The sequence below is a fragment of the Desulfovibrio diazotrophicus genome, from assembly GCF_902498985.2.
Lineage (GTDB): Bacteria > Desulfobacterota > Desulfovibrionia > Desulfovibrionales > Desulfovibrionaceae > Desulfovibrio > Desulfovibrio legallii.
The window spans coordinates 1,355,001-1,373,275 of sequence record NZ_OX346397.1; the positions used below are offsets into that span (position 1 = coordinate 1,355,001).

An 18,275-nucleotide genomic window follows, 5' to 3' on the forward strand; every position below is an offset into this window, starting at 1 on the left:
GGCCCCCACGCCGCCCGCGCCCAAGGCCGAAGTGGCTGCGCCCGAACGGGCGGAGATCAAGGAGCCCACGCCCCTGCCGCCCACGCCCAGGCAAGAGGCTGCACCAGTTAAAAAGCCGGCGCCCAAACCGGAACCCAAACACGAGCCCAAGCCGGAACCAAAACCCGCGCCCAAAGAGGACGCCAAGCCCATAGCCCAGAAAAAAAAGGACAAACCCAAAGAAGAGCCCAAAAAAGAAGCGCCCAAGGATACAAAAAAGCCGGAGTCGACCAAACCGCAGCCCAGCAAAAAAGCGGACAAAAACGGCAAAAGTACGGCTGAGGATCCCGTGGCCGCAGCCCTGCAGCACGCCCGCAAAGCCACCTCGCGCGCCGATTCCGGCGACCGGGGCACTGCCGTGGAGCAGGCCCTGGCTCAGGCCCAGCGGCGGGCCGGCGGCAACCGCGGCGGCGGCGGGGGCGAAGGCTCCGGCCCCGGCGGCGGCGGTTTGGGCGACGTCTACATGGGCCAGGTTATGCTGGCCGTGCGCCCCAACTGGGGCTTTGCCTCGGCCGGACGCGTCAACCTGGTCTGCGTGGTCAACGTCAAGGTGGACCTGCAGGGCCGCGTGCAGCAGACCGCCGTAACGCGCGGTTCGGGCAACGCGCAGTTTGACGCTTCGGCCGTGAACGCCATTATCCGCACCAGCCAGAGCGGACAGTTCCCGCCGCCCCCTTCGGCGGAATACACCGACCTGGACCTGGTGTTCACCCTGGACGAGCTCATGGGGCGCTAGCCTCCGGCCGGCGCGCCCACGGCCCGCCAGGAAGTCCAGAGGAGGACGGACACCATGCCTTCCCCCATTTTTACACACCAGCGTTGCGCCGTAGTTGCGGCGTTCGCCTGCCTGTGGGCGGGCGTGCTGTCGCCCCTGTGCGCGCCCGGCCCGCTTCTGCCGCAGGCGCAGGCCGCTGCCGGCGCGGCTCTGGACCAGGGTGACGGCTACGGCGCAAAAATGCTGGAAAAAATCGTGGCCGTTTGGGCCCCGCCGCCCGCGCTTAAAGGGGACTTCATAGTCCGTTTGCGCGTGCGGGTGGACGCAAAGGGCGCGGTGACGGACTGCGTGCCGTTGCGTTCTTCCGGCATGGAAGCCCTGGATATTTCCGCCTGCGGGGCCGTGCGCCAGGGCGGCGGCTACGGCGTCCCGCCCTACGCCCAACCCCTGGAAGTCCAACTGGCCTTCTGGACCGGCACGCCCAAAGGCAAGCCGCGACTTACGGCCCCCAGCAGTGAAGAAGCCCTGCGCGCCGAAGTACGCGCCCGCACCAAGGCCGAGGCCGCCATAAGCGACGCCCGCGCGGCTGCGGCCGAAGACCGCGCCCGCGAAAAAGCCGAAGAGCTGGCCCGCCAGACGGCCGAGGCCGCAGTGGCGCAAACGCCCGCCGCCGCTGCGCAACAGCCTGCCCCGTCAGTGCTCCCGGCGGCCCCCTTTCCGGCGGCCGCCGGAAGGCCTGTTACCCCGGCAGCAGAGCCCCGGCAGCACGCCGTCCCTGCCGTGCAGGCGGACAAAACGGCGGGCAGCGCGCCGGACAAAGCGGCCTTGCAGCGCTATACGCGCGCTGTTTCCCGACGGCTGCGCGAACATATTGTCATCCCGGCGGAAACCGCACCCGGCGAATACCGCGTGCCGCTGCGCCTGGAAGTGGATTCGCAAAGCGGAGAAATCAAGGATTTTACAGTGTTGCGAGATACAGGCGACAAGCTCCTTGACAGATATATACGCCTCGGCATACGCCGTGCGGGCAGCGTACCGCCGCCACCGCAGGGCCAGGGCGGCAGGCTGGAATTCACCCTTGTGCTGCTCCGGCCCTGACTGGCTGACGTCGGCGGCCCCACAACGGCGCAGGCCTGCAGACCGCACGCCGTGGTCAAAATTTTCTACACAGATTTCAAGACCATTATGGTAAGGAAGGATGGGATAACCATGAAAAAAGTGCTGCTTCTCCTCACTCTGGGGCTCTGGCTGGCGCTGGAGGGCGGTGCGCAGGCCGCCATGCGCGTGGACATTTACGGCCCTGGCCAGAACATCGTCAATCTGGCCCTGGCCGCGCCCATCAAAGGCCCGCAGACCCAGGCCAGCGGCATGGGCACGGAACTGCAGAAAATTGTGGAACAGAACCTCAGTTTTCTGCCCTTTATGCGCCTCACGGACCCCAGGGCTGTGCTGGGCGGCGTGCTGCTGGCGGGCTACGAACCGCCCAGCCTGGATTTCAAACGCTTTCAGCTGGCTGGTTCCGACATTGTGGTGACCACCTTCTGGCCCGAGGGCGACAGTGGCACCCGCCCGGTGCAGATCCGCGCGTTTGAAACCAACACGGGCGGCCGCCTGTTCGGCAAGGAATACCCCAAGGTTTCTTCCCGCGATCTGCCCGAAGTGGCGGACCGCTTCTGCGCCGACCTGCTGGAAGCCCTTACGGGCAACGGCTCTTTTTTCCGCTCCACGCTGACCTTTGTGAAAAAGACGGGCAAACTCAGCGCCAACGTCTGGCTGGTCAAACCCACGGGCCGCGACCTGCGGCAGATCACCAACCTGGCCGGCGAATCCATGTCCCCGGCCTGGTCGCCCGACGGGCGCTTCATTGTCTTTACCCACATTGACCAGAAATCCCACGCTCTGGGCGTATGGGACCGCTCCACCGGCAAGGTGCAGCGCATCCGCTTTCCCGGCAACGTGGTCATCGGTCCGGCCTTTATGCCCGACAATAAGGTAGCCGTGGCCCTTTCCAACGGCAAGTACCCGGTCATCTTCCAGCTTAACCACGTCTTCCAGAAAGAAAGGGTGCTGGAACAGGGCAATTCCATCAATGTGTCCCCCACCTTTGATAAAACCGGCACCAAGATGGCCTTTACCTCCTCCCGGCTGGGCGGGCCGCAGATTTTCCTCAAGGATCTGAGCAGCGGCAGCACCACCCGCGTCAGCATGAACGGCACCTACAATACTGAAGCCAACCTCTCCCCCGACGGCACCCTAGTGGTCTACAGCCGCATGACAGACTTCGGCCACCGCATTTTTGTACAGGACATGCTCACGGGCATGGAGCGGCAGATCACCTTCGGCCCCGGCAGCGACGAGCAGCCCTCCTTCTGTGCGGACAGCTACTTCATCGCTTTTGCCTCCACCAGGGGCGGCGGGCGCGGCATTTACCTCACCACCAGGCACGGCGGCGATGCCAAGCGCGTGCCCACGGGCGGCGGGCCCGCCTCCTTCCCGCGCTGGGGCATGCCCGGCGCCGCGAAATAGCCGTGTCAGATCCCCGGCCGCAAAGCCTTGCCCCGCGCAGATTTTGACGGCCGGGTAAAAAATATTTTACAAAGTGCCCCGAAAGGGGCCTCACGCTTCTTGACAAAACTCTCACTGCAGATACCATCTTATATGCGAGGGCAAAACGGCCTCGTGTGTGAAGAAAGGAAAGGTATCATATTTTTTTTGGAGAATGAGCTGTTCAGGAGGACACAATGAAACGCTACGCTCTTATTCTCGCTCTGGTCATGGCCCTTGCCGCCGGTTTCGGCTGCGCAAAAAAAACCACCAGCGAACCCGGCTACGATGACGGCATGACCCCTGAAATGCGCGCCGCCATCCAGCAGATCACCGACGCCCGCGTCTACTTTGCCTTTGATAAATTCGACATCAAGGCCGAATACAAAGACATGCTCAAGACCAAGGCCGATCTGCTCAAGAAGTACGCCTCCATCCGCGTGCGCATCGAAGGCAACTGCGACGAACGCGGCACCCAGGAGTACAACCTCGCCCTCGGCGAACGCCGCGCCCGCGCCGCCTATGAGTACATGGTCATGCTGGGCGTGAACCCCAGCCAGCTTGAGATGATCAGCTACGGCAAGGAAAATCCGGCCGTCCAGGGCAACAACGAAGCCGCGTGGTCCAAGAACCGCCGCGACGACTTCCGCGTCATCGCCCACTAGGCTAGGTCTGCTCCGGCAGTACGGCCGCCCTCCTTCAGGAGGGCGGCTTTTTTTACGCCCTTTGCCCTTCCTCCAGTTTTGGCAGCTTTTTTGCAAACCTCCAGGCATGGACGTCTTCAGCTACAACCCGGCAGACATGTTTAGCCTGCTGCTTACCATCATGCGCGTGAGCATTGTGGTCTTCATGCTGCCCATCTTTTCCACCAACAACATCCCCATACAGGTCAAGGCAGCCATAACCATTGTTCTTTCTTTGGGAATATGGCCCAACCTGGCGGTGCAGGCGCCCATGCCGCAGCACCCTTTCGATGTGGCCCTCATGCTTCTGGGCGAGCTGGTGTTGGGCTTGGTCCTGGGCATGGCCGTCAATTTTCTGTTCATGGGCATCCAGGCCGGCGGCGAATTGCTGGGCTTTCAGATGGGCTTCACCATGATCAACTTCGCCGACCCCCTCACCGGCAACCAGACGGGCATCACGGCCTTTTTTCTCTGGATGGTCACGGCCCTGACCTTCCTGGCCCTCAACGGCCATCTTTACATGCTGCGGGGCTTTGCGGCCTCGTTCAGTCTGGTGCCCCCTGGGGGGCTGCTGCTCGGTTCCGTGGTGCTGCATCAGGTTCTCCATCTGGCGGGGCAGATGTTCGTGCTGGCCCTGCAGATCGCCGCTCCGGTCATGGTCGCTCTGTTCCTGGTGGAAGTGTCTTTGGGGCTGGTTTCACGCACCTCGCCGCAAATCCACATCATGGAATTCGGCTTTCCCATCAAGATTGGGGTGGGATTTTTCTTTACCGGACTTTTGCTGGTGGTGCTTTCCGAGCATGTGGCCGTGTTTGTGAGCGGGCTGGACGCCCTGTTCAGCAACCTGCTGCGGGCCATGAGCCCCTTAAGCGCCGCCGGATGATGCGCCCGCGCCGTTGCAATTTAGGCCGAAAAGGGTCAGTATCCGCCGATGTACGCCCGCAACGGCGCAAGCGGGGCGCGGCGTCAAATTCCCATCGTGTGGGGTGAGCATGGTCATGCGCGTTTTTTCCCGTTTTTGCCTTGTGTTGTGCCTTGGACTGACCGTTCTGCACGGCCCCGCCTTGGGCGCCGAAAAAAAAGATCCGCCCAAGGAGGCCCCCAACAAATACGAGGCCCTCAAACGCTTCAGCCAGGTACTTGACCTGGTGGAGCGCTACTATGTGCGCGACGTCACGCAAACGGACCTCATTAACGGCGCCGTCAAGGGCATGCTGCAGGGGCTCGACCCCCACTCCACCTTCCTCACTGCAGAAGAATATAAAGAAATGCAGGAGACCACCTCCGGCGAATTTTTCGGCGTGGGCATTGAAATTTCCATGGAAAACGGCCAGGTCACCGTGGTCACGCCCATTGAGGATACCCCCGCCTTTCGCGCCGGGCTGCAGTCCGGCGATGTGATCCTGTCCATCAACGGTCAGGCCACCCAGGAGCTTTCCTTGCAGGAAGTGGTCTCCCGCATTCGCGGGCCCAAAGGCTCGGAAGTGGAGCTCACCATCCTGCACAGCGACGCCAAGGCCCCGCAGACCGTCCATATCGTGCGCGACGCCATCCCCCTCATCAGCGTCAAATCCAAGAAACTGGACGAGGGTTACTACTGGGTGCGCCTTACCCGCTTCTCCGAACGCACCACAGAAGAGCTCCACGACGCGCTCAAAGCGGCGGAAAAAGAAAGCAAGGCCCAGGGTGGCCTTAAAGGCATAGTGCTGGACCTGCGCAACAACCCCGGCGGTCTGCTGGACCAGGCCGTCAGCGTCAGCGACACCTTCCTCGAAGGCGGCACCATCGTTTCCATCAAAGGCCGCCGCGAAAATACCGAACGCGTCTATACGGCCAAAAAACAGAACGACGATGTGCGCGTGCCCCTGGTGGTACTGATCAACGCGGGCTCCGCCTCGGCCTCGGAAATTGTGGCCGGCGCCCTGCGCGATCAGAAACGTGCGCTCATTGCCGGTGAGCGCTCCTTCGGCAAGGGCTCGGTGCAAAACATCATTCCGCTGACCGACGGCTCCGGCCTCAAGCTGACCGTGGCCCTCTACTACACGCCCAACGGCAGTTCCATCCAGGCCGAAGGCATTGTGCCGGACCTGGAAATCCCCTTTGAGCCGCCCCGCGCCGAAGACAAGGACGGCCGCTTCCTCCTGCGCGAACAGGATCTTAACCGGCACCTGGAAAACGGCAAAGCCAAAAAGCCCGCCAAGGCCAAAGACAGCAAGGGCGACGTGCAGGAACAACTGGCCCGCGATAACCAGCTGCGCATGGGCCTGCAACTGGTCAAAGGGTTGCCCAAAATGCGCGAACTCCGCAACTAGGACCGGCGGGCCATGCGGCCGCAGGCTTCCCCCACCACTTCCGGCGACGCCCTGCCCCACCAAGGGGCAGGGCGTCGCAACGCGCCTGAGCGCCCCCACCCGCGCAACCCCGCCGGGATGTCGCCCCCAGGGCTGCCCGCTTCCACCCGCCTTTTTCTCGGTGGTCTGGCCTGGTTGGCAGGCTGCTTCCTTTTGGTCTGGCTGCTCACCCCGCAGCAGTTCCCGGCGCCCAAGGCCGAGCTCCCCCATCTGCCGACCGGGCTCCCTGCACCGGAAGAACCAGCCAGCGTGGCAATATTGCAGCATCTGGACGCCCTGGTGGAGCAAATCCTGCCCCAGGCCCTGCCGCGGGCGCGCTGGCAGCGCAGCCTGACGCCCCCACTGGGCGCGGTTGACACCCCTGCCCTGCCTGCGAACGCGGCCCCCCGCCGCTATACCGTCACCGGGCCCTGCGCGCCCCTCCGCCTGGCCCTGGCCCTGCTGGCCGCCTTGCACCACGGGCCGGAAGGGGCTTTCGCCGCCCGTCCGACCCCCGCACAAAGCCATCCCGCCACTTTCCAGACCGATGTGCTCTGGACCGCCGCCGGCGTACTGGAAATCCGCGTCAACGGCCGCCTAAGCCACAGTTTTCACTTTCCGGGGCGTGAAAATATCCTTATGGACCTGGCCCAGCCCCCCACCTTGCCGGCCCTGGCCGTCGTCATGGACGACATGGGCCAGCGCCTGGAAGCGGCCGAAGCCTTGACGGCCCTGCCCTTTCCCGTGACCCTGGCCATCTGGCCCCACGCGCCTTTGGCCGCAGAAACCGCGCGCCTGACCGAAGAACGCCGCCTGGACAGCCTCATCCACCTGCCCATGGAGGCCCTGCCCAGACCGGACGGCCGACGGCCGAACCCCGGCCCCGGCGCACTGCTGACCCACATGGACGCCCGCCACCTGGCCCTGACCCTGGAAGAAGACCTCCAGGCCCTGCCCACGGCTATCGGCCTGAACAACCATATGGGCTCGGCCTTCACCGGCGACGTGGACGCCTGCCGCCGCCTCTGCGCCCTGCTGGCGGGCCGGGGCTATCTGGTGCTGGACAGCGTTACCCGCCCCCACGCGCTGCTGGCTGCCGCCGCACGGCAGACAGGCCTGGTCAGCGCCGAGCGCGACATTTTCCTGGACTCGCACCGCGACCCGCAGGCCGTGCTGCAGGCCCTGGACGCAGCAGCCCACACAGCGCGCCGCCGGGGCTGGGCCGTGGCCATCGGCCACCCCTACGGCGTTACCCTGGCCGCCCTGCGCGCCTGGTCAGACAGCGGAGGCGTAGCCCTGGTGCCCCTGCGGCGGCTTGTCTGGTTCTGGGCGCGGCAACAGTACGCGGCCCCCTTCATCCACCCAACCAACAAGGAGTGAGCATGCAACAGACCACCTTTGCCATCATCAAACCCGATGCCGTGGCCCGTAACCTCTGCGGCGAAATTCTGGCCGCTATGGAATCCGCCGGTCTGCGCATTGTGGGCCTCAAACGGCTGCGCCTTTCCAAACTCCAGGCCGCGGGCTTCTATGCCGTGCACCGGGAACGCCCTTTTTTTGAAAGCCTGACCGACTATATGTCTTCGGGCCCCGTGGTCTGTGTGGCCCTGCGCGGTGAAAACGCCATTGCCGCCTGGCGCGGCCTCATGGGCGCTACTGACCCGGCCAAGGCCGAACCCGGCACCCTGCGCCGCAAGTACGGCCAAAGCCTGGAGGCCAACACCGTACACGGCTCAGACGCGCCCGAAACCGCAGCCTTTGAACTGGGGTACTTCTTTAACGGACTGGAAATAGTGGAGTAAAATCATGAGCATCAGCGTGGGGTGTGTGGGCTGCGGCAATATGGGCGGGGCCATTCTGGCGGGACTGGCCCGGCACGAAGGCTACGACCTCTGCGGCTACAACCGCACCCGGGAAAAACTGCGCCCCCTGGAAACCCTGGGCGTGCGCGCCCTGCCGGACGCCCGCGCCGTGGCCGCTGCAGCCGACGTCGTTGTACTGGCCGTCAAGCCCTATCAGACGGCCGCCGTGCTGGAAGAACTGCGCCCGGCCCTCAACCCGCACAAGGTGCTGGTTTCCGTGGCGGCGGGCGTGAACATGGGCAGGCTGACCGCCGCCGTGGAAGGTCGCTGCCCCGTGGTGCGCTGCATGCCCAACACCCCGGCGCTGGTGGGCAAGGGCGTCTTTGCCTTCTGCTTTGACGACCCGGCCCTCAGCCCCGACACTCGCGACCTCCTGCTCCAGGTCTTCGGTTGCCTGGGCCTCTGTATCCCCCTGCCCGAAGCCCGGTTCACGGCCTTTTCCGCCTTGGTGGGCGCGGGCCCGGCTTACGTCTTTGCCATGATGCAGGGCTTGGTCCAGGCAGGCGTCACCCTGGGCCTCCAACACGCCGAAGCCCGCCGCATGGTCGTTGCCCTCTTTGCCGGTTCCGCCCTCATGGCTGAAAAAAGCTCCAAACACCTCATGCAGCTCCGCGATGACGTCTGCTCCCCCGCAGGCCTGACCATCGCCGGCGTCAACGCCCTGGACCAGGCCGGCCTCGCCGGCCTTCTGGTAGATGCCGTTCTCGCCGCCGACCAGCGCGGCCGCGAAATGGAGAAAGAATAAAAAAAGGGGAGGAGCTTTTTTGCGGGGGAGGGCTCTTTTAAAAAGGGGCGCCTCCCCCGCGCCCTCAGCCCCTAGAGCATTTAACACTTGAAATGCTCGCTTACGGCAGGCAAAAGCCTGCCTTCTCGCATTTCGTGGCAAGGATTTTCAAGAAAATCCTTGCAGAGCAGTTAGCTCATTTCATTCGCTAACTGCTCTAAAGTTTTTACTTTCTCAGTCTACGCCACAGCCCCTCCTTTTGAGAATATATCTTCTCAAAAATACGGCACGCTCGTTCCTGCAAAAAGGGCGCAACCGGAGTATCCCGGTTGCGCCCTTGCTCTTCCGCTCAGGGTACGCCCTGTGCGGTATGCTAAAAAATAAAATTTTTTGAAGGGTCCGGGGTGCGGGGGACTTTTGCTCACAAAGGTTCCCGCACCCCGCAAAAATCTTCCTACACTTCCTGCCCGGCGGTACGCAGCTCTTCTTTGAAGCCCTGGGGCACGTCGAAGCCCAGCTCGACGGCCTTGCGGGCGGCTTCGGCCGCGCCAACGGCGTCACCCAGGTCAAAGAGGGCCAGGGCCAGGTTATTCCAGGCCGGGGCAAAGCCGGGGTGGGTTTCAATAATTTTGCGGCACTGCTCTTCGGCGGCCTTGAATTCGCCCTGCATGTAATAGGCAGTAGCCAAGGCGTTTTGGGCCTGAACAAAGTCGGGATCCCACTTGAGGGCCTTTTTAAGGGCGGTGACGGCCTTGCCCGGTTCGCCGCGCTGCAGGTGGACGAAGGCGATATTGCTCCAGGGCACGGGGAATTTGGCGCGGCAGTTGGCGGCCTCTTCATTGTAGCGCAGGCAGCCGTCCAGGTCGCCGCGTTCCAGGCAGATGCCGCCCAGCTGCACATAGGCTTCGGCCAGATGCGGCGAATTGCGCACGGCATTGAGGAAAGATTCCTCGGCGGCCACAAAGTCGCGCTTGGTCAGCAGGGCCAGGCCCAGATTGTAGTAGTGGGTAGCGCACTGCTCATTTTGGGCGATTTCCGCCTTGAGGTCCGCAATATATTCGTCCAGGTCGTCGTAACGCGCTTTCATAGCCGGTGCCCCTCTTTTTTCAAAAGCTCGTTGTACCACAGGCAGAATTCAAAGATGCCCAGGTATTTTTCGTCTTTGTTGATGACGCCCAGGGCACATTCCGTAGCACCTTTGGCGTAGTCCTTGCCCACGGTCCCCTTGCTGGAAGCGTAGTGCAGAAATTCGTTGACCAGTTGCTGGGTGGTGCGCCGAGTTGCGTCCGTGCGCAGGTCCAGCGGGTCGTTAGGCTTCTGGAACGGATCCCAGTTGTCATAGCCGATGCGGTCCACAAACTTGCGCCGGCGCGGCTGCATTTTTTCGTAGATTTCGCGCTTGAGCCCTTCCTCTTCGGGCGTGAGCCGTTGCGGTGTGCCGTCACGAAAAACCGTTGCGGGAATATTGCCGAACATGCCGACTCCTTGAGGTCTGGCCCGCGCCGGCGCGGACCGCGCGCTCACTCCTGTTCCGGCCGGGCCGGGCCGATGCCCAGGTAGGCTTCGTCGTAGCGGGTGAGCAGGGCCATGGACAGGGGCACATAGACTTCGTGCAGCTCGGTAAACCGGGTCTGCACGGTCTGGGCCAGTTCCAGGCTCAGGTCTTCCAGCCGGTTCTGGATTTTGTCCAGATGTATGGTAGGATAGGCCTTACCGGCGGCAAAGGCCGAAAAGCCGCACACATGCCCCTGACCGGCGATGGCCGTAGGCACGCCGTAAACCCTGCAGGTAATGGGCCGCGCCGCGTAAAGCAGGCAACGGTCGTCCTGCCCCAGCAAAGGGCAGCGCAGTTTGATCTGGGCGGCGCGCTCCATAATGACGCCGGGGTCTTCACCGTCCTTTTCGGCCCGGTAGAGGTCGCGCTTGAGGCGCGTGGCCTGTCGGTCCAGGTCGGCGGCGCGTTGCAGCACGGCCGAACGCTCCGGCCCGTAGGGGAAGTGCTCCGCAAAGGCCTGGTTGATGTACATGGCCTCCACCAGAGAAAGGTCAAACAGGGCGTGACAGCAATCGCTGCAGCCCTCCTTGCAGGCGACGCATTGGGGGTACTGGTCGCGCACCCGCGCAAAGAGGCTGTCGGCCTCGTGGCGCAGGGCCTCGTAGCGGGCAAAAATGGCGCTCAGGTCGGGGATCATGGCGTTCCTGTAGCAAAAGTAGGGAAATGCCGCCAGACGCGCGCGCCGGGCGGCACTTCAACGAAATGGATGGCGGGGTTTGCGCCCCGTGCCGCAGACGGTCGCGCCCAAAGCGCGGCCGCCGCTTCCACCGTCAGGGGACTCAAAAGCGGGGCGTCTTCAAAAACAGGCGTTTTCAAAGGTGCGCCAGAAATCCACGCCCAAGGCCCATCACGCAGCCAGGCTGCGCCTTTGCGGCGGGCGTCCGCTTTCGCAGCCGCCAGAGCACTTCAGGGGTACAATGCTCTAGTTTTCCTCAACAGTGATGGCGCTGGCCTCGCACACTTCCACACAGGATTCACAGCCCAGACACTCTTCGGCGTTCACGGGTTCGGACTTGCCGTCCTTAATCTCGTAAACTTCCACGGGGCACACGTCCACACACTCGCCACAGCCCACGCACTTTTCCGCATCAACATTCACATTATAGCCCATGATATCCTCCCAAGTTGGCAGTATTTCTGCCCATGTAGTACAGCGGCCAAAATCCGCTTGTGCATTGGATAGCTTTAGCCCCCCACCCTGTCAAGTGCCGCACCCGAACCGCCGTAAAACCGGCGCGGACCAAGGCCCTGCAGCCGGGGGGACCATCCCCCCGGCCAGTGGCAGGACTAAAACATTCTGAAATTTCAAATGATTTTCGCAAGGGGAAAATCACACGTTTTCACAAACCGACGCCACACAGGGGTCTGCTCCACCGCTGAAGCTGGGGCGGACAGCCTTCAGGCACCGGTCCGCTCCGGATAACAGCCGGGGCCGGTTGGCCTGCCGCTGCGGGCGGGGACGACAGCCCTGGCCGGGAGCTTTCCGTCAGCTAGGGCGTCAGGCGCGCGTAATAGCCCTTGCCGCCGCGCGCCACCTGCAAAAGGACCTGACCGGCCATGCGCTCCCGCCGGAAAGCCTGCAGCAGGTCGTCCAGACTGCGCACGGCCGCGCCGCCCACGGCGGCAATCACGTCGCCCTGGCGCAAAAAGGCGGCCGGCCCGTCCCGCCGCACCCGACTCACCCGCACCTGCCGGCCGTTCTGGGCGGCCTCGAAGCCCCAGCGCCGTTCCATCAGGGCACGGGCCGCAGCATCGCTGAAAGGCGCCGGCGTCAGCGAACGTTGCAGGACAGCGCCCTCGCGCCGCAACTGCAGACGCAAAGGCGTACCCGCCGTCTGGTTGCGCAGAATATCCGCATAGTCGCGGCGGTCGCGCACGGGGGAGCCATTGATGCTTTCCAGGATGTCGCCGGCCGCCAGGCCCGTCCCTGCCGCCGGCGTACCGGCGAACACGCGGGTAAGCAGCACGCCGCGGGCCTCGCGCAGGCCCAGGGCCATGGCCACGCGGCTGTCCACATCCTGCAGCTCCAGTCCCAGCCAGAGCGGGGCCACCCGGCCCCGGCCCAGCAAGTCCGTCATGACGCGCCGGGCCTTGTTGCTGGGGATGGCGAAGCCAATGCCCTCGGCCCTGGCGTCCACCGCCGTGTTAATGCCGATGAGCACCCCTTCCAGGTTGAGCAGAGGGCCGCCGCTGTTGCCGGGGTTGATGGCCGCGTCGGTCTGAATCAGATCCGTAAAGGCGCCGTTTTTGCTGCGGATGGTGCGCCCCAGGGCCGAAACCACGCCTGTGGTCACTGTATGGTTAAAGCCAAAGGGATTGCCGATGGCCACCACAGTTTCGCCGGGCAGAATATCGTCGGAATCGCCCAGCCGCACAGCGGGCAGGTCGCGCGCGCCGGTCAGTTCCAATACAGCGATGTCGAAGTCGGAGTCCGCCCCCCGCACCCTGGCGGGAAATTCCCGCCCGTCCAGCAGGTGGACCATGATCTCGTCTCCGCCGGCGATGACATGGGCATTGGTCAGCACCAGCCCCTTGACGCCGTCCACAATGACCCCAGATCCGAGGCTCACCCGCTTCTGCCGCCGGGGCGCGCCGCCAAAATCTTCAAAACCCGGCAGACCGGAAATGCCGAAGCCGAAAAACTGTTCCAGAGGCGAAAGGCGCTGACCTTCTACCACATGGGTGCTGGTGATGTTGACCACGGCCGGGGCCACGGCCTGCACCACCCGCACCACAGGCGTGAGCCGCGGGCTGCCGGGGGCCGGGGCCGCCGCTGCCGGCAAGGATGCCAGACAGCAGAAAAGCGCCGCCAGCAGCGGCAAAACCCGCCACCGCAGCGCGTGGGAAATAACAAAAAAAGCGGGAAAAACACGGGGTCGGATCATGTCGCTCTGTCCTTGACGGCATGGATTGGTGCCGCTTTGTACATAAGCACCCCGCGCGCCCGCGTAAAGGGCTGCGGGCGGAGCAATCTGCCGCCGTCCCGAAAAACGGCGGTCCACGTCGACGGTCTGCGGCAGTCAACGCGGCCATGCGTCCCGCCCGATGCCGCCGCTGCCGCATGCCTCTTGCGCCCCGCCCGGCGAGAGGCTACACAAAACTCCATGACTACCGCACTGCTCCAAACCATCGACCCCGGCCTGCCTCTGCCCGCAGACGCCCCCCTGTTGCTGGAAGCCCGCAGCCGCGAAGCGCAGGCCCGGCTGGATTCCCTCACCAAGCCCCAGGGCAGCCTGGGCCGACTGGAGGAACTGGCCCGTCGCCTCTATGCTCTGCGGGGCGAACGGCCCTTGCGCGTTGCCCCGGCGGTCATGCTCACCGTAGCCGGAGACCACGGCGTGGCGGCCCAGAAAGTTTCGCCTTTTCCGCAGGACGTGACCCGGCAGATGGTCCACAATTTTCTGCGCGGCGGGGCCGCGGTCAATGCCCTGTGCGCGGCCTCCGGCATGGACCTTTACGTGGTGGACGCGGGCTGCGCCGGCGGGCCCTTTGCCCCCCACCCCCTGCTGCTGGACCGCCGCCTGGGCGACGGCACTGCGGACATGAGCCGGGGGCCGGCCATGAGCCGGAAGACCTGCCTGGAGGGCCTGCGCCGGGGCGTGACCCTGGCCCGCGAACTGGCGGCCCGGGGCTACCGCTGCCTGGGTCTGGGCGAGATGGGTATAGCCAATTCCACGGCGGGCGCAGCCCTGACCTGCGCCCTGCTGCACCTGTCGCCGGAAGCCATGGCCGGGCCAGGCGCGGGGGCCGACCCCGCAATGGTGCGCCACAAGGCGACCGTGCTGCACCAGGCCCTCACGGCCAATGCCGGGCTGCTGGACGAAGGCGACGCTGTAGACGCCTTGGCGGCCCTGGGCGGCTTTGAACTCACGCTTATGGCCGGACTGCTGTTGGGTGCGGCAGCGGAGCGCCTGCCCGTGCTGGTGGACGGCTTCATCTGCACGGCGGCCTGCGTGGCAGCCCTGCGCATAGCGCCGGAGGCCGCGCCGGCGGTTTTTCTTTCGCACGCTTCGGCAGAGCCGGGGCACGCCCGCATGACGGCAGCCCTGGCGGATCTGCTGCCCGCGCCCCTACTGCGGCTGGACATGCGCCTGGGCGAAGGCACAGGCGGAGCCGTGGCCTACAACCTGCTGCGTTGCGCCGCCGCCGTCTTCAACGACATGGCCACCTTTGACGAAGCCGGTGTGGCGGAGAAACTGCCGTGAGCCCTGCGGCAGTCAGCGCCCCCCTGCTGCGACTGGAGGGGGTGACCCGCCGGTTTGCCGTACGCCGGGGCTTGTGGGCCGCGCGGGGCAGCCTGCTGGCCGTCAATGACGTAAGTCTGGATTTGGCTCCGGGGGAAAGCCTGGGGCTGGTGGGCGAATCGGGCTGCGGCAAATCCACCTTGGGGCGGCTGGCCTGCGGCCTGTTGCCGCCCACCACAGGGCGCGTGCTGCTTGAGGGCCGTCCCTTGCCGCCGGCGGGCGCAGCCAGCTGGGCCGCCGGGCGCATCCAGATGGTTTTTCAGGATCCGTTTTCCTCCCTCAATCCCCGTTTGACCGTACTGGCTTCAGTGTCCGAGCCCCTGGCCGCCCAGGGCGTGCCCAGGGCGGAACGCCACGCCAGGGCTGCAGCCATGCTGGCTACGGTCGGGCTGGAAGGCGCGGGCGGCCGGTATCCGCACCAGTTTTCCGGCGGGCAGCGCCAGCGGGTGGCCGTGGCCCGCGCCCTGGTCACGGAGCCCTTGGCCGTGGTCTGCGATGAGCCCGTTTCCGCGCTGGACGCCTCAGTGCAGGCCCAGGTGCTCAATCTGCTCTGCGACGTGCGGGAGCGCTTCGGCCCAGCCTACCTGTTTATTTCGCACGACCTTGCCGTAGTGGATTTTCTGTGCACCCGTGTGGCCGTCATGTATCTGGGCCTGGTGGTGGAAGAGGCCCCCGCCCGCACCCTGCTGACAGACGCGGCCCACCCTTACAGCCGCGCTCTGGCGGCGGCCATGCCGGGCCGCAACGGCCGCCCGCTGGAAGGCGAACTGCCGAGTCCTCTGGCCCCGCCGTCGGGCTGCCCCTTCCACCCCCGCTGTCCTGAGGCGCGGCCCCTGTGCCGCGAAAGCCTCCCACAATGGAAAACCCTGGCCCCAGGCTGGCGCGTGCGCTGCCACCGGGCCTGAACCCGCGCCGCCGGGCAACGGGACGCCAGACGGACAGGAGGCTACCGGCTTGCCCTTTTGCGTGTTGCGGCATAGCATAATCCGTCCGCCTTTGACAAAAAAGGCGTCGGACGACCTGTCTGGACCGCCTATGCAGCACACCGCCCCTTCTCCTTTTTCCAGCACGGAGCGCAAAATCCTGCTCGTAGTGCTGGTGGCCATTCTGGGCACGGGTCTGAGCACCTACGCCATCTTCCAACAGACGCTCAGCCGCGTTATGACCGCCACCCTGGTCAACCGTTCCGACGCCGTCTTCAGCCTGCTGGGCCAACGCATTCCGCCCGCCAGCCTTACCTGCATCCGCAGCCGTGAAGACGCACACGGCCCCCTCTACCGCAGCGTGCACAGAATGCTGGCCAACACCCGTCACCTTACGGCCGTGCGTTACCTGTACACGGCCAGCCGCAACGCCGCGGGCCAGGTCATCTATGTAGTGGACGGGCTCCCCCTCGACGCCGCAGACTTTCGCTATCCCGGCGACCTGCTGGAATCTGAGGTGCTCCCCATGGTGCGGCGCTGTCTGGACGGGCAGACGGTCTGCGAAGGGGCCGTGCTGCAGACCTCCTGGGGCAAAATCATCCCGGCCTGCGCGCCCATAGCTGATGACAGGGGCGTGGTGGGGGCCCTGGTCATAGAATACGACCTGGACGGCTTCGCCACCGACATCCGGCGGTCTTTTTCCTACAGTCTGGTGACCACGGGCGTCATTGCCCTGGGCATTGCGCTGCTCACAGGCTGGTTGCTGCGTCGACTGGCCGTGCCCCTCTATCGCCGACTGGCCTATACGGACCTGCTCACCGGCGTTTACAACCGCAATGCTTTTGAACTGGACCTGCGCCGCCTGCACAACACGGGTGCGGAAAAAAATCTTGTGCTTCTGAGCTGCGACCTCAATCTGCTCAAGACCATCAACGATCAGCGCGGCCACGCGGCGGGCGACGCCACCATCCGCACCCTGGCGGGATTGCTGGTGCGCCAGTTTCAGGATGCGGGGCAGACCTACCGCATCGGCGGCGACGAATTTGTGACTGTCCTGCACGGCGTATCGCCTGAAAGCGTACTCCAGACCATTACGGCAATGGAGGCCAAAGCGCAGGGGACGGCCATCGCCGGCTTTCCACTGAGTTTCGCCTGGGGCGTGGCCGCCTTTGACCCAGAACAGGACGCCAACCTCCACGCCACCCTCACCCGCGCCGACGCCCGCATGTACGCCCGCAAACACGCCTGCAAGAAAGCCCCGCCCCAGAGCCCCGCGCGGCCTTGCTCTCCGGAAGACAAACCGGCGCAGTAGCGCAGTTTGCCGTTGGTTTCCCCTTGCAAAAGGCCTGCGCCCTTGTGGCGGGCCCCTGCGACACGCCGCCAAGACATTGCAGGGTAACGTCGTCTGAACGCAGCGACAAAACAGTCTGCCGCGCTGCAGGGACAAACTTGCCTTGCAGCCATGCTGTTGGTAAAAAAATCGGTTGCGAGGTAGCCATGTCCAAAAAATCCGTAACCCGAGTGGATCCCCTGACTCTGGCCCTGCCCCTGGGTGGCGTGGACAGCCACGCCCATCTGGACGGCGAAGAATTTGACCAGGACCGCGAAGCCGTGCTGACCCGCGCCAGGGCCGTGGGCCTGAGCCAGATAGGCAATATCTTTCAGGGGCCGGAAGCCTTTGCCGCGGGGCGCGGCCTGTTTGACGCCCACCCGGAAGTTTTTTTTGTACTGGGCGTCCACCCCTGCGAAGGCCAGCGCTGCACTCCGGCCTGCCTTGCGGCCATGGACGCGGCTTTTGCCGCCGAACCGCGCTTACGGGCCGTGGGCGAAATCGGCCTGGACTTTCACTGGCCGGACTGCCCGCGCGAAATCCAGCTGCAGGCCTTTGCCGACCAGCTGGACCTGGCCCGCGCCCGCAATCTGCCCGTGGTCATCCACTGCCGCGACGCCGAAGACGAAGCCCTGACCCTGCTGGAGGCGCGCGGTTTTGCCGGCTACCCCCTGCTCTGGCACTGCTTCGGCAAAGGGCCGGACCTGGCCCGCCGCCTGACGCACAACGGCTGGCACATTTCCGTGCCCGGCCCCATCACCTACAAGGCCAACGAGAATCTTCGCCAGGCCGTGCCCTTCATTCCCGCCGACCGCCTGCTGCTGGAAACGGACGCCCCCTACCTTGCTCCCCACCCCTGGCGCGGCCAACGCAACGAGCCTGCCTTTACGGTCTTCACGGCCCAGGCCCTGGCCGCAGCGCGCGACGAAGATCCCGCCCGGCTCTGGCGGCGCTGCGGCGACAACGCCCGCCGCTTCTTCGGCCTGACGACGCAGGCCTGACCCCACGCCGCGTCTGCAGATTCGGGACAGAACCGCGAACAGCGCCTCTTCCCCGCTTGCCGCACCTTTGGGCCTGGCGAAGATCTACGTACAGCCAGGCATTGACGCCGCTGGGCGACAGGGTCCCACTGTACTCGCCGCAAGCGACGTGCGACCCACGGCGGGCAGTTTTGTCCGTCCCTGCGCCGCGCCCGACACAGGAGAAAAGACCGGCGGGCAAAACTTGCCGTCCGCGCCAGGTTTTTGGCGCGCTCGGCCGTCCTTTTCCTGCCGTCGCACGGGCTGCGCCCTTTCACACAGCATACAATACTTCTTTTTTACTATA

At 64.8% G+C, this 18,275-nt stretch carries 18 protein-coding genes (1 of these 18 only partly in view); 13 read left to right on the forward strand and 5 right to left on the reverse strand.

The features are described 5' to 3' along the window. From J7I12_RS05840 to proC, 9 genes are all read left to right on the forward strand, one after another. Positions 1-775: the 3' portion of an energy transducer TonB gene (locus tag J7I12_RS05840; RefSeq protein ID WP_302548742.1), read on the forward strand. It extends 197 nt beyond the left edge of the window; only the last 775 of its 972 coding nucleotides appear in the window; the start codon falls outside the window, past its left edge; the stop codon is at positions 773-775. Positions 776-829: 54 nt separating this feature from the next. Further along, complete coding sequence (locus J7I12_RS05845; protein ID WP_498794130.1) at positions 830-1,852, forward strand: TonB C-terminal domain-containing protein; 1,023 nt, start codon at positions 830-832, stop codon at positions 1,850-1,852. 111 nt (positions 1,853-1,963) lie between these two features. Further along, positions 1,964-3,280 (forward strand): PD40 domain-containing protein, encoded by a 1,317-nt coding sequence (locus J7I12_RS05850; protein ID WP_118230559.1) that lies wholly within the window; start codon positions 1,964-1,966, stop codon positions 3,278-3,280. 215 nt (positions 3,281-3,495) lie between these two features. Next, positions 3,496-3,963 (forward strand): peptidoglycan-associated lipoprotein Pal, encoded by a 468-nt coding sequence (gene pal, locus J7I12_RS05855; protein WP_118230558.1) that lies wholly within the window; start codon positions 3,496-3,498, stop codon positions 3,961-3,963. A gap of 106 nt (positions 3,964-4,069) precedes the next feature. Then, a complete protein-coding gene (locus J7I12_RS05860; RefSeq protein ID WP_288907426.1) occupies positions 4,070-4,864 on the forward strand; it encodes a flagellar biosynthetic protein FliR in 795 nt (264 codons plus the stop codon). A 115-nt stretch (positions 4,865-4,979) separates the two neighbouring features. After that, a complete protein-coding gene (locus J7I12_RS05865) occupies positions 4,980-6,293 on the forward strand; it encodes a S41 family peptidase (RefSeq protein WP_118230566.1) in 1,314 nt (437 codons plus the stop codon). Positions 6,294-6,305: 12 nt separating this feature from the next. Next, positions 6,306-7,691, forward strand: coding sequence for a divergent polysaccharide deacetylase family protein (locus J7I12_RS05870; protein ID WP_302413419.1), 1,386 nt, complete (start codon positions 6,306-6,308; stop codon positions 7,689-7,691). Positions 7,692-7,693: 2 nt separating this feature from the next. Further along, positions 7,694-8,113 carry a nucleoside-diphosphate kinase gene (gene ndk, locus J7I12_RS05875; protein WP_302548744.1) on the forward strand — a complete coding sequence of 140 codons (420 nt, stop codon included), beginning with the start codon at positions 7,694-7,696 and terminating at the stop codon, positions 8,111-8,113. A gap of 4 nt (positions 8,114-8,117) precedes the next feature. After that, positions 8,118-8,918: a pyrroline-5-carboxylate reductase gene (gene proC / locus J7I12_RS05880; RefSeq protein WP_302413418.1), complete on the forward strand. Its 801-nt coding sequence runs from the start codon at positions 8,118-8,120 to the stop codon at positions 8,916-8,918. 433 nt (positions 8,919-9,351) lie between these two features. Here proC and J7I12_RS05885 read toward each other — a convergent pair whose 3' ends face one another. The 5 genes from J7I12_RS05885 to J7I12_RS05905 form a co-directional block, all read right to left on the reverse strand. Continuing rightward, the gene (locus J7I12_RS05885) at positions 9,352-9,984 is read right to left on the reverse strand and encodes a tetratricopeptide repeat protein (protein WP_118230555.1); all 633 of its coding nucleotides are present in this window, start codon (positions 9,982-9,984) and stop codon (positions 9,352-9,354) included. After that, on the reverse strand, positions 9,981-10,373 hold the full coding sequence (locus J7I12_RS05890; RefSeq protein WP_118230554.1) for a hypothetical protein: 393 nt from the start codon (positions 10,371-10,373) through the stop codon (positions 9,981-9,983). Before J7I12_RS05890 ends, J7I12_RS05885 begins: the two co-directional genes overlap by 4 nt. A 44-nt stretch (positions 10,374-10,417) precedes the next feature. Continuing rightward, complete coding sequence (locus J7I12_RS05895) at positions 10,418-11,089, reverse strand: YkgJ family cysteine cluster protein (RefSeq protein WP_118230553.1); 672 nt, start codon at positions 11,087-11,089, stop codon at positions 10,418-10,420. 285 nt (positions 11,090-11,374) lie between these two features. After that, positions 11,375-11,563, reverse strand: a complete 189-nt coding sequence (locus J7I12_RS05900) for a ferredoxin (RefSeq protein WP_092152487.1) — start codon at positions 11,561-11,563, stop codon at positions 11,375-11,377. Between the two features lie 379 nt (positions 11,564-11,942). After that, the gene (locus J7I12_RS05905) at positions 11,943-13,337 is read right to left on the reverse strand and encodes a trypsin-like peptidase domain-containing protein (protein ID WP_302413417.1); all 1,395 of its coding nucleotides are present in this window, start codon (positions 13,335-13,337) and stop codon (positions 11,943-11,945) included. A gap of 219 nt (positions 13,338-13,556) precedes the next feature. On the opposite strand from J7I12_RS05905, the gene cobT reads away from it, so the two are divergent. From cobT to J7I12_RS05925, 4 genes are all read left to right on the forward strand, one after another. Continuing rightward, entirely contained in the window at positions 13,557-14,657 is a 1,101-nt protein-coding gene (cobT, locus tag J7I12_RS05910; protein WP_288907429.1) for a nicotinate-nucleotide--dimethylbenzimidazole phosphoribosyltransferase, read from the forward strand. Next, complete coding sequence (locus J7I12_RS05915; protein ID WP_118230550.1) at positions 14,654-15,601, forward strand: ABC transporter ATP-binding protein; 948 nt, start codon at positions 14,654-14,656, stop codon at positions 15,599-15,601. The genes cobT and J7I12_RS05915 overlap by 4 nt, the downstream gene beginning before the upstream one ends. 130 nt (positions 15,602-15,731) lie before the next feature. Continuing rightward, entirely contained in the window at positions 15,732-16,931 is a 1,200-nt protein-coding gene (locus tag J7I12_RS05920; RefSeq protein ID WP_288908262.1) for a sensor domain-containing diguanylate cyclase, read from the forward strand. A 185-nt stretch (positions 16,932-17,116) separates the two neighbouring features. Beyond that, positions 17,117-17,950 carry a TatD family hydrolase gene (locus J7I12_RS05925; protein WP_118230548.1) on the forward strand — a complete coding sequence of 278 codons (834 nt, stop codon included), beginning with the start codon at positions 17,117-17,119 and terminating at the stop codon, positions 17,948-17,950. Positions 17,951-18,275 lie beyond the last annotated feature (325 nt).